This is a genomic window from Halorubrum sp. Ea1 (genome assembly GCF_002252965.1).
In the GTDB taxonomy this organism is placed as follows: domain Archaea; phylum Halobacteriota; class Halobacteria; order Halobacteriales; family Haloferacaceae; genus Halorubrum.
The window spans coordinates 1-9,389 of record NZ_NHPG01000081.1 but is presented as its reverse complement, the minus strand read 5'-3'; the positions used below and the strand labels follow the sequence as shown (position 1 = coordinate 9,389).

General features: G+C 71.8%; 10 protein-coding genes and 1 pseudogene. 8 read left to right on the top strand and 3 right to left on the bottom strand.

The window, feature by feature from the left end:
• Nucleotides 1–793, bottom strand: a 793-nt coding sequence (locus DJ73_RS10180) for a UvrB/UvrC motif-containing protein (RefSeq protein ID WP_176451117.1), incomplete at its 3' end; no start/stop codon positions are given.
• 214 nt (nt 794–1,007) lie between these two features.
• Here DJ73_RS10180 and DJ73_RS10175 point away from each other — a divergent pair.
• The 3 genes from DJ73_RS10175 to DJ73_RS10165 all read left to right on the top strand — a co-directional run bounded on the left by DJ73_RS10175 (nt 1,008) and on the right by DJ73_RS10165 (nt 4,373).
• Nucleotides 1,008–2,642: a methyl-accepting chemotaxis protein gene (locus DJ73_RS10175; protein ID WP_094525000.1), complete on the top strand. Its 1,635-nt coding sequence runs from the start codon at nt 1,008–1,010 to the stop codon at nt 2,640–2,642.
• Between the two features lie 124 nt (nt 2,643–2,766).
• The gene (locus DJ73_RS10170) at nt 2,767–4,161 is read left to right on the top strand and encodes a cytochrome P450 (RefSeq protein WP_094524999.1); all 1,395 of its coding nucleotides are present in this window, start codon (nt 2,767–2,769) and stop codon (nt 4,159–4,161) included.
• A gap of 2 nt (nt 4,162–4,163) precedes the next feature.
• Nucleotides 4,164–4,373, top strand: a complete 210-nt coding sequence (locus DJ73_RS10165) for a hypothetical protein (protein ID WP_094557891.1) — start codon at nt 4,164–4,166, stop codon at nt 4,371–4,373.
• 398 nt (nt 4,374–4,771) lie between these two features.
• On the opposite strand, the gene DJ73_RS10160 is transcribed toward DJ73_RS10165, so the two are convergent.
• Together DJ73_RS10160 and DJ73_RS10155 are read right to left on the bottom strand one after the other, a co-directional pair.
• Complete coding sequence (locus DJ73_RS10160; RefSeq protein WP_094524997.1) at nt 4,772–5,356, bottom strand: 2'-5' RNA ligase family protein; 585 nt, start codon at nt 5,354–5,356, stop codon at nt 4,772–4,774.
• 3 nt (nt 5,357–5,359) lie between these two features.
• Nucleotides 5,360–5,563: a hypothetical protein gene (locus DJ73_RS10155; RefSeq protein ID WP_094524996.1), complete on the bottom strand. Its 204-nt coding sequence runs from the start codon at nt 5,561–5,563 to the stop codon at nt 5,360–5,362.
• Between the two features lie 125 nt (nt 5,564–5,688).
• Between DJ73_RS10155 and serB the strand changes: the two genes are divergently transcribed.
• From serB to DJ73_RS10130, 5 genes and pseudogenes are all read left to right on the top strand, one after another.
• Entirely contained in the window at nt 5,689–6,336 is a 648-nt protein-coding gene (gene serB, locus DJ73_RS10150; RefSeq protein WP_094524995.1) for a phosphoserine phosphatase SerB, read from the top strand.
• 208 nt (nt 6,337–6,544) lie between these two features.
• Nucleotides 6,545–7,369, top strand: coding sequence for a lycopene cyclase domain-containing protein (locus DJ73_RS10145; protein WP_094524994.1), 825 nt, complete (start codon nt 6,545–6,547; stop codon nt 7,367–7,369).
• Nucleotides 7,362–8,462, top strand: a complete 1,101-nt coding sequence (locus tag DJ73_RS10140) for a Brp/Blh family beta-carotene 15,15'-dioxygenase (protein ID WP_094524993.1) — start codon at nt 7,362–7,364, stop codon at nt 8,460–8,462. Before DJ73_RS10145 ends, DJ73_RS10140 begins: the two co-directional genes overlap by 8 nt.
• Before the next feature lie 114 nt (nt 8,463–8,576).
• Nucleotides 8,577–9,200, top strand: coding sequence for an N-acetyltransferase (locus DJ73_RS10135; RefSeq protein ID WP_094557890.1), 624 nt, complete (start codon nt 8,577–8,579; stop codon nt 9,198–9,200).
• Nucleotides 9,197–9,389 (top strand): annotated as a pseudogene (locus DJ73_RS10130) (hypothetical protein); the annotation flags it as partial. The gene DJ73_RS10135 and the pseudogene DJ73_RS10130, both read left to right, overlap by 4 nt.

Genomic DNA, 9,389 nt, shown 5'->3' with positions numbered 1-9,389 from the left:
CGACGCGGGCGACGTCGCCCTCGACCGCGGCCGCGAGCACGTCGACGGTGCGGTCGTCGGACCGGTCGCTGACGGCCTCGCCGCCCTCGCCGTGGAACGCCTCGACCGCTTCGAGCCGGTCGCGGAGGTTGGCGGCGCGCTCGAACTCGGCGTGCTCGGCGGCGCTCTCCATCCGCCGGCGCAGGGGGTCGGCGAGGGCGCCGGTCTCGCCCTCCAGAAAGCGGTGGACCGCGGCCACGTCCTCGGCGTAGCTCGCGGGGTCGATCTCGCCGGTGCAGGGGGCCGAGCAGATCCCCATCTCGTAGTCGAGGCAGGGGCGGTCGCGGTTCGCGTACTTGTGATCCGAGCAGCCGCGGAGCCGGTACTCGTCGCGGACCGCCTTCACCACGGTCTCGACGCGGCCCTTGTCCGTGAACGGGCCGTACGCGACCGCGCCTTCCTCCGGGTCGCGGGTGACTTCGATCCGGGGGACGGGGTGGTCGGTGAGCGCGATCAGCGGGTACGACTTGTCGTCTTTCAGCCGGACGTTGAACCGCGGCTGGAGCCGTTTGATGAGGTTGGCCTCCAGCAGCAGCGCCTGCGTCTCGGTGTCGGTGACCGCGAACTCGATCCGGTCGGCGCGCGCGACCATCCCCCTGATACGCCCCGAGCGCGGGTCGGCGTACGACCGCACTCGGTCCCGGAGGTCGACCGCCTTGCCGACGTACAGCGTCGTCTCCCCCGCCCGGAACTGGTAGACGCCGGGCTCGGTCGGGAGGTCCGCGGCCCGCTCGCGCACGGCGTCGGCGTCCATCGGATCCGGGTAGCCGCCGGACGCGTTTGAACGCTACGGGCGGGGAGGGGAGCGATCGTGCTAGGAGAGCGATCGCACCGGAGGGAGCAATTGCGTCGGGGGAGCGAAGGCGAAGGCCGACGGCGCTCCTTTCATCTAGAGGACCAGATGATTATCACACGTGAATAACGGGGGGAACCGTTTATGCTGGCGCTTGGGAGAGGGCGACATAGATATGACGGGAGTCAGCGGGCTACTCCGACGGGTGTTCGGGCGGGACCGGGACTCGCGGTCGGTCCCGGACGGCGGGGTCGTCGTCGACGACGGGGCCGACGACGGGAGACCGAGCGGAGCCGACAGCACGGCTCCAGGGATCGTGGACGAAGCGGGCACCGACCGCGCCGAGACGCTGTCTAGGGCCGGCTTCGAGCAGGTGTTCAACGCCACCGGCGTGCCGACGTTCATCCTCGACGCCGACGGCAACGTCGCCGAGTGGAACGAGTCCATCGCGTCGCTCACCGGGAAAGCGCGCGAGGACGCGATCGGTCACGGCCACGTCTCGGAGCTGTTCTATCCCGACGGGCGGCGGGCCGACACGCTGGCCGACAAAGTGCTCGACGCGCCGGAGACCGCCGACGAGGCGTACGGCGTCGAGCGGTGCGACTCGGCGCAGACCCGCTACCGCGACACCAGCACGATGGTCGACCGCCACGGCGACGAGAAGCACATCGAGTTCACGGCGACGCCGCTGTACGAGGGCGAGGAAGTCGTCGGCGTCACCGAAGTCGTCATCGACCGGACGGAGAACGTCAACCAGCGGAACGCGACCGAAACGCTGGTGAAGGAGGTTCGCGAGACGGCGGAGGCGATCGGCGAGGGGAACCTCGACGCCCGCGCCGTCCGACACGAGGAGTGCGAGATCCTGAGCGAGGAGCTGCTGGCCGTCATCGGCGTCGTCAACGGGATGGCCGAGAACCTCCAGAGCCTCTCCGAGAGCGTCCACGAGCAGGCGCGACAGATCGACGAGACGGTCCAAGAGGCGAGCGGGGCCGCCGGCGACATCGCCGAGAACGTCGACGAGCAGAACGAGCTGCTAGAGGAGAGCGTCTCCGAGATGCAGTCGTTCTCCGCCGGCATGGAGGAGGTCGCCGCCACCGCCGATCAGGTCGACTCCGCCGCGATCGCCGCCAGCGAGGCCGCGGACGAGGGGCTCGACGCCAGCGAGGACGCCCGCGAGGCGACTCAGGACGTCGTCGAGATCGGCGACGAGCTCGTCGAGAGCGTCGGCGCGCTCTCGGAGCGCATGGACGACATCGAGGAGGTCATCGAGGTCATCTCCGACGTCGCCGAGCAGACGAACCTGCTGGCGCTCAACGCCAACATCGAGGCCGCCCGCGCCGGCGAGGGCGGCGACGGCTTCGCGGTCGTCGCCGAGGAGGTCAAGAAGCTCGCCGACGAGACGCGCGGCTACACCGAGGAGATCACGGAGAGCCTCGCGGAGCTCCAGGCGCAGTCCGACGAGACGAGCACCGCCGTCGAGCGCTCGCACGACCGCATCGAGGACGCCGGCACCGAGATCGAGACCGTGCTCGACTCGCTGGAGGAGATCGCCGACGCGGTCGACGAGGCGGCCGCGGGCGTCGCCGAGGTCGCCCGGACGACGGACGACCAGGCCGCGACCGTCGAGGAGCTCACGTCGTCGCTGGAGGCGGTCCGCGAGCGCTCCGACCGGACCGAGGACGCGACCGAGCGCATCGTCGAGGCGACCGACGACCAGGAGGTCGCCGTCGACGAGCTGATCGCCCGCGTCGAGCGCCTGGACGCGAGGCATGAGAGGCGAGAGGAGCGGGATCGAGAGCGGTCCGAGTAGCGCCTGCCGGACCCGCTCGTAGCGCCCGACAAATTCCCACGTGGCGCCGCGTCCGTCCCCCCGCGGCGTCGCCGCCGCCGCCCCGCCGCCGAACGTTTAACCTCGCAGAGACCCTGTCTCTCGTATGTCCGTCACGCCGCCCGGACCCATCGGCGACCCCGTCTTCGGCAACGGTCGCCAGTACGCCGACGACCCGTTCTCGTTCATGCGCGCCTGCGCCGACAGCTACGGCGACGTCGTTCGCTTCGACCTCGGCCCGCGCGAGACCTACCTCCTGACGAACCCCGCCGACATCGAGCGCGTCCTCGTCTCCGAGGCCGAGCGCTACCGGAAGCCGCAGTTCGGCGACGACGCCATGGACACCCTGCTCGGGGACGGTCTCCTCATGAGCGAGGGCGAGGCGTGGCAGCGCCAGCGGAAGCTGGCGAACCCCTCGTTCCACAACCGGCGGATCGGGGCGCTCGCGGGGACGATGGTCGGCCACACCGAGTCGCAACTCGCGGACTGGAACGACGGCGACGTGGTCGACATCCAGCTCGAGGTCGCCCGCCTCACCGTCAAGATCATCGTCTCGGCGATGTTCGGCGCCGACATCACCGACGAGGAGGTGAAGACCGTCCAAGAGAAGCTGGAGCCGCTCGGCGCGCGGTTCGAGCCCGACCCGCGCCGCTTCCTGATCCCGAACTGGGTGCCGACCCGCGAGAACCGCGAGTTCGACGACGCCATCGGCACCCTCGAATCCGTGATCGACGGGATCGTGGAGCGCCGGCGCGGGACCGAGCGCGACCCGAGCGTCGACCCGGCCGGTCCCGAGGGCGTCGCGGTGCGCGGCCCCGCCGGCGACGGCGACGGCGACCTGCCGATGGACCTGCTCTCCGTCCTGTTGCGCGCCCGGGACCGCGGCGAGCAGACCGACAAGAACCTCCGCGACGAGCTGGTGACGATGCTGCTCGCCGGTCACGACACGACGGCGCTCGCGCTGACGTACACGTTCTACCTGCTCTCGAATCACCCCGAGGCCCGCGAGCGCGTGGCCGGCGAGGCCCGGGCGGCGACCGCCGACGGCGCCCCGACCGCCGCCGACGCCCGCGACATGAAGTACACCGAGCGCGTGCTCAACGAATCGATGCGGCTGTACCCGCCCGTCTACACCCTGTTCCGCGAGCCGAAGCTCGACGTGAAGATCGGTGGGTACCGGATCCCGGAGGGCTCGGCGCTCATGCTGTCGCAGTGGGTGATCCACCGGTCGCCGCGCTGGTACGACGACCCCGAGACGTTCGACCCGAGTCGATGGGCCCCCGAGCGCCGGAGCCAACGCCCCCGGTTCGCGTACTTCCCGTTCGGCGGCGGCCCGCGCCACTGCATCGGGAAGGCGTTCTCGCTGCTGGAGGCGAAGCTGATCCTCGCGGAGGTCTGCTCGCAGTACGACCTGGAGTACGAGGGGCCCGAACTCTCGCTGCGCGGCTCGCTGACGATGCACCCGAACCACCCGGTGCCGATGCGCATTCGCGAGCGGTAGGGATGGCCGACGACGGGACCGCGTCGTACTGCCGGCGCTGCGGTGAGTCCCTCTCGCAGGGCGTCATCGCGAGTCAGCAGCGCGCCTGCTGTCTCAACGCGACTCCCATCGCCGGCGTCTGCCCGACGCACGGCCCCGTCGGACCGCACCACGCGGTCGACGAGCCGAGCGAGCGCGACGGGGGCGATAAGCAGAGCGGGCGGCGAGAGTGACCGCCGACGGCGACGTGCTATTTATGAACCGATAGCGGCGGCGCGTGCCGCCGAGCGCCCGACGGGCGCGAGGTGCACGCGCGAGGGAGTCGCGAACGAAGTGAGCGACGAGGCTGGGGAGGAGTGAGGTGCGGTCGCCGTGCGGGACGGGGCTCAAAGGGGCAGCCGTGAGGCGGGCACAGGCGACGGAAGCACCGCAACGAGGGAGCGTCAGCGACCGAGTGAGGAGCACAGCGAGCGTGTGCCCGCCTCACGGCTGGGGCTTTGGACGTGGTGGCTGGGGCTTTGGACGTGGTGGCTGGGGCTTTGGACGTGATCACCGACGAAGCGCAGGCGACAGCGTCTCGCCGAGCGGCCGGGAATTCGAAACGGTTCACCGCCGAGTCCCGGCCACCCATTTATAAATCGATAGTCGCGGCGACCTCGCGGAACTCGGGGTCGTACAGGTCGAGCGCGTGGACGCGCCACCGGATCGGGTCGACCGCCGCGCCCACGAGGTCGGCCACGACGCCCGGAGCGGGGTTTCCGCCGCGCGCCAGGGTGACGTGCGGGACGAAGTCGTCGCCTTCGATCCCCTCGATCGCGCCGTAGGCGGCGCAGAGTCGCTGATGAAGCCGCACGAGGACCTCGCTCTCGACGGCGAGGTACACCACCGGCCGCGAGCCGGACGCCGGCGCGTCGAAGACGTCGATCCCGGTCGCGGCCACCTCGAACGGGTCGGTTCCCGACAGCAGGGGTCGGAGGTCCCCCCGGAGCGCCTCGAGCGCGTCGGGCTTCGGGGGGCTCGGTTCGGCGGCGGAACCGACGTCCTCGGGTCCGGGACGGGCCGCGCTCGCGACGCGGTCCGGGACGTTGTCGACCCCGAGTCGCTTGCAAACGAGGGTGTGCCGGTCGCGCACGCGGTCGAACCCCGACAGTTTCGGGTGGAGATCGGCCGCGAGATCGCCGACCGCGGGCGGGAGCGGGACGTTCAGGCTGAACACGACTCAGATCCGGTCGGTGAGCCGTAAGGCGATCAGGACGACGATGGCGAGGACGATCAGCGTCGGGAGCGCGTCGAGGAGGACGAACGTGATCTCCAGCACGGCGCCGAGGATCTCCAGGAGAAGCCATACGATAGCAAGTCCCAAGATCACCTTCAAGAGGTCGTCGACGTCGACGTCGGCGCGGTCAGCGTCGGTTCGATCCATGACGGTGGGGACGACCCCGACCGGCAAAAAGGCCACCGAGGGCGCGGCGGGGCGAGACGGCCCCGCCGTGCGGGGTCCGTTGCGCGATCAGGTGCTTCAAAACCCCTCCGCGCCGAACGGAGTCCATGAGCCTCATCGCGTTCGACTTCGACGGCACGCTCTCCGACTCCGAGATGACGGTCCTGCTCGCCGAGCGCGCGGGCGTCGCCGACGAGGTGACCGAGATAACCGAGCGAGCGATGAACGACGAGCTCAGCTACGCCGAGAGCCTCTACCGACGGGCGGAGCTGCTCGGCGGGCTCGACGACGAGGCGGTCGCGGCCGCGTTCGACGAGGTGACGCTCCGGCCGGGCGCCGGGGAGCTGATCGAGCGGCTGCAGGCCGAGGGGCACCACGTCGCGGTGCTCACGGGCGGGTTCGAGCGCGGCGTCGAGCGCGCGCTCGCGAAGGCGGGGGTCGAGGCCGACACGATCGTCGCCAACCGCCTCCCGACGGCCGGCGGGAAGCTCACCGGCGAGGCCGAGGGACCGCTCATCGAGGGGACGAAGGACGACGCGCTGGCCGAGTTGGCCGACGACCTCGGCTTCGCGATGGCGGAGACGGTCGCGGTCGGCGACGGCGCGAACGACCTCCCGATGCTGGAGGTCGCCGGGCTCGCGGTCGGCTTCGTGCCGAAGGACGCGGTGCGCCCCGTCTGCGACGCCGTCGTCGCCTCCATGTTCCGGCTCGGGAAGGTGCTGGAGGGGTACGGCGTGCTGTCGGCCGAGGCGTAGCGCCGACGACCGCCGGACGAAATCCCGACGATCGCCGGACGAGATCACGATGATCGCCGGACGAGATCACGATGATCGCCGGACGAAATCCCGACGACCGCCGATCTCACTCTCGACGACCGTCGGGGGCGACCACACTGTTTGGACTGAGCCTTAATAAGCGACGGAGCGAACGTGATCGCATGAACGGCGCCGGTGGGGTGATCGGATGCTTCCGACGCTGACGTACCTCCAGTTCCATCTCGTCTTCAGCCTTCCCGTCGTCGCGGCGCTGTGGTACCTCGCGCCGCGGTACGACGTCGTCCGCCGGCGACGCGCGACCGCCGGGATCGCGATCCTCGTCGCCATCGCGTACGTGTACACGACGCCGTGGATCAGCTACATGATCCGACGGGGGGCGTGGTGGTACGCCGACGGGGCGGTGCTCGTCCGGGCGCTGTCGATCCCGCTCGGCGAGTACCTGTTCTTCGCCATCCAGACCGTCGTCACCGCGTTCGCGCTCCACCTGATCGGGTTCGACCCGACGTTCCGCGAGGGCGACTTCGATCGGGGCCCGCGGATCGCCGGCGTCGTCGCCGGCGTCGCGATGGTCGCCGGCGGGCTCTGGCTCGTGTCGCTCGACCCCTCGTACCTCTACCTCGGCGGGCTGATCGCGTGGGTCGGCCCCGTCTTCGCGCTGCAGTGGGCGGTGGGGGGCGGGTACCTGATCCGGACGCCGCGGATGTGGCTCGCGGCGACGCTGATCCCCGCGGCGTACTTCTGGATCGCCGACCGGATCGCGATCGCGATGGGGACGTGGCAGCTCTCCGCCGAGCTGACGACCGGGGTCGCGGTCCTCGGACTCCCGATCGAGGAGATGCTCTTCTTCGCCTCGGCCGGCGTGATGACGGTGAACGGGCTCGTGCTGTTCGAGTGGGTACTCGACTGGAACGACCGGCGCGGCCGGCCGACCGAGTCGGCGGCGGACGCGTTCGACCCGACGCCCGAACCGCCCGAACCGGACCCGGAGTCCCCCGACCCCGTCAATGACTGAGACCGCGGCGGGCGCGGCGGCGCGCCGCGAGGCGACGGCGGTCGAGAGCGACGATGACGCCCGGTCGGCGGTCGATCGGTGGTTCGCGCTGTACCCCGCGCTAGCGCTCGCGGCGCTGCTCCCGGTCGGCGCCGTGACCCCCCTGTTTCCGGTGGAGGTGGGCGTCGCGACGTTCGCGCTGGGGACGCTCGCCGTCGGGATGGCCCACGGCGCGGTCGACCACCTCGTTCCGCTGCGCGCGGCGACGGACGTCTCGCTCCGGCGGTCGGTCGCGGTCGTCTCCGTCGCGTACGCGGTCCTCGGCGGGGCGGTCGTCGCGGCGTTCTTCCTCGCTCCCGTGGCCGCCTTCGTCGGGTTCATCGCGCTCACGTGGCTCCACTGGGGGCAGGGCGACGTCGCGGCGCTCGTCGTCGCGGGCGTCGACCACCTGCCGACGTCGGCCGAGCGCTGGCTGGCCCTCGTCGTCCGCGGCGGGCTCCCGATGGGCGTCCCGCTGCTCGCGCATCCGGGCGAGTACCGGCTGGTCGCCGAGTGGATCGTCGGGCTGTTCGTCGTCGACGCGAGCGCGGCCGCCGCCGCGGTCGAGCCCGTGTTCGTTCCGGCGACCCGGCTGGCCGTCGGCGCGTTCATGATCGCGGCGACGGTCCTGTCGATCGGACTGGGCTACCGGCGGGTCCGGGCGGGCGCCTCGCGACGGGGGTGGCTCCGCGACGCCGGGGAGGTGGCGGCGCTGTGGGCGTGGTTCCTGCTCGCCGCGCCCGTGTTCGCGATCGGAGTGTACTTCGCGCTCTGGCACGGCCTCCGCCACGTCGGCCGGCTGATCCTCGTTGACGAGCGGGCGGCGACCGCGCTCGGCGACGGCGATCTCCCCGGCGCCCTCGGGCGGTTCGGGCGCGACGCCGCGCCGCTCACCCTCGGCGGGTTCCTCGTGGTCGCCGCGGTCGGGCTCTCGGTCCCCGCCGGCGTCGCCGCTCCGGGCGACCTGCTCGCCGTGTCGCTCGTCGCCATCGCGGCCATGACGCTCCCGCACGTGGTCGTCGTCGCGTGGCTCGACCGGCGGCAGGGCGTCTGGCGGCCGGGAGCGGTCGGATAGGCGGCCGGGAGCGGTCGGATAGGCGGCCGGGAGCGGTCGGATAGGCCCGGCGTTCGGCTCGCCGGGGTCGGCCCACCGCGCCGCTCTTGTCGGCCGAGAGCGTACCCTCGGGGAATGGACGAGATCGCGATCCGAGACCCGCGGCCGGGCGACGCCGACGAGGTGGAGGCGCTCATCACCGAGCACTTCAGCGAGGGGAGCTCCTACGGCGTCGACCTCGGGATCGGCGACCCGACGTACCACGTGCTGGTCGCGGTGGAGGGCGGGGCGGGACCGGACGACGACGCGGGACCGGACGACGACGCGGGACCGGACGACGGCGGCGACGCCGACGGACCGATCCTCGGGGTGATGGCGCTCCGCGAGTTCGCGGATCCGGGCGCCGTCGCCGACGAGATGTACTTCTTCGACGACCCCGACCTGATCCCCGCCGCCGACCGGTACGGTCACCTCGAGATGGGGTACGTCCGGGACGGGGCCACCGGACGCGGGATCGGGAGTCGGCTCCTCGGACGCCTGCACGGGATCGGCGCCGAGCGCGGAGTCGACGTACTCGTCGCGGACTCGTGGTACCACGGCGGCGCCGACTCCCCGGAGAAGCTGTTCGACCGCCACGGCTACGAGGCGGTCCACCGCGAGCCGATCGACCGGCCCGCCGCCGAGTGCCCGAAGTGCGAGGTCGAGTGCACCTGCGAGGCGGCGCTCGCGGTGCGGCGCGTCGAGGGGGGAGCGCAGTGAACTACGACCGCGTCCACGCCCGAGAGCCGTCGCACCACGTCGGCCGGTGGTCGGTCGGAGTGATCGAGTCGATCGACGAGCGCGACGGGCACGCCGTCGTGACGGTCCACCCGGTGGCGTCGGCGGAGAGTGAGGAGAGCCGCGACGGGGGCGGAACGGAGCGCGACGGGGGCGGAACGGAGCGCGACG

Excerpts from the sequence above, each read along its gene's own strand:
- DJ73_RS10145 (WP_094524994.1), top strand. The coding sequence starts at position 6,545 with ATGCTTCCGACGCTGACGTACCTCCAGTTCCATCTCGTCTTCAGCCTT.
- DJ73_RS10170 (WP_094524999.1), top strand. The coding sequence starts at position 2,767 with ATGTCCGTCACGCCGCCCGGACCCATCGGCGACCCCGTCTTCGGCAAC.
- DJ73_RS10165 (WP_094557891.1), top strand. The coding sequence starts at position 4,164 with ATGGCCGACGACGGGACCGCGTCGTACTGCCGGCGCTGCGGTGAGTCC.
- DJ73_RS10135 (WP_094557890.1), top strand. The coding sequence starts at position 8,577 with ATGGACGAGATCGCGATCCGAGACCCGCGGCCGGGCGACGCCGACGAG.
- DJ73_RS10155 (WP_094524996.1), bottom strand. The coding sequence starts at position 5,563 with ATGGATCGAACCGACGCTGACCGCGCCGACGTCGACGTCGACGACCTC.
- serB (WP_094524995.1), top strand. The coding sequence starts at position 5,689 with ATGAGCCTCATCGCGTTCGACTTCGACGGCACGCTCTCCGACTCCGAG.
- DJ73_RS10140 (WP_094524993.1), top strand. The coding sequence starts at position 7,362 with ATGACTGAGACCGCGGCGGGCGCGGCGGCGCGCCGCGAGGCGACGGCG.
- DJ73_RS10175 (WP_094525000.1), top strand. The coding sequence starts at position 1,008 with ATGACGGGAGTCAGCGGGCTACTCCGACGGGTGTTCGGGCGGGACCGG.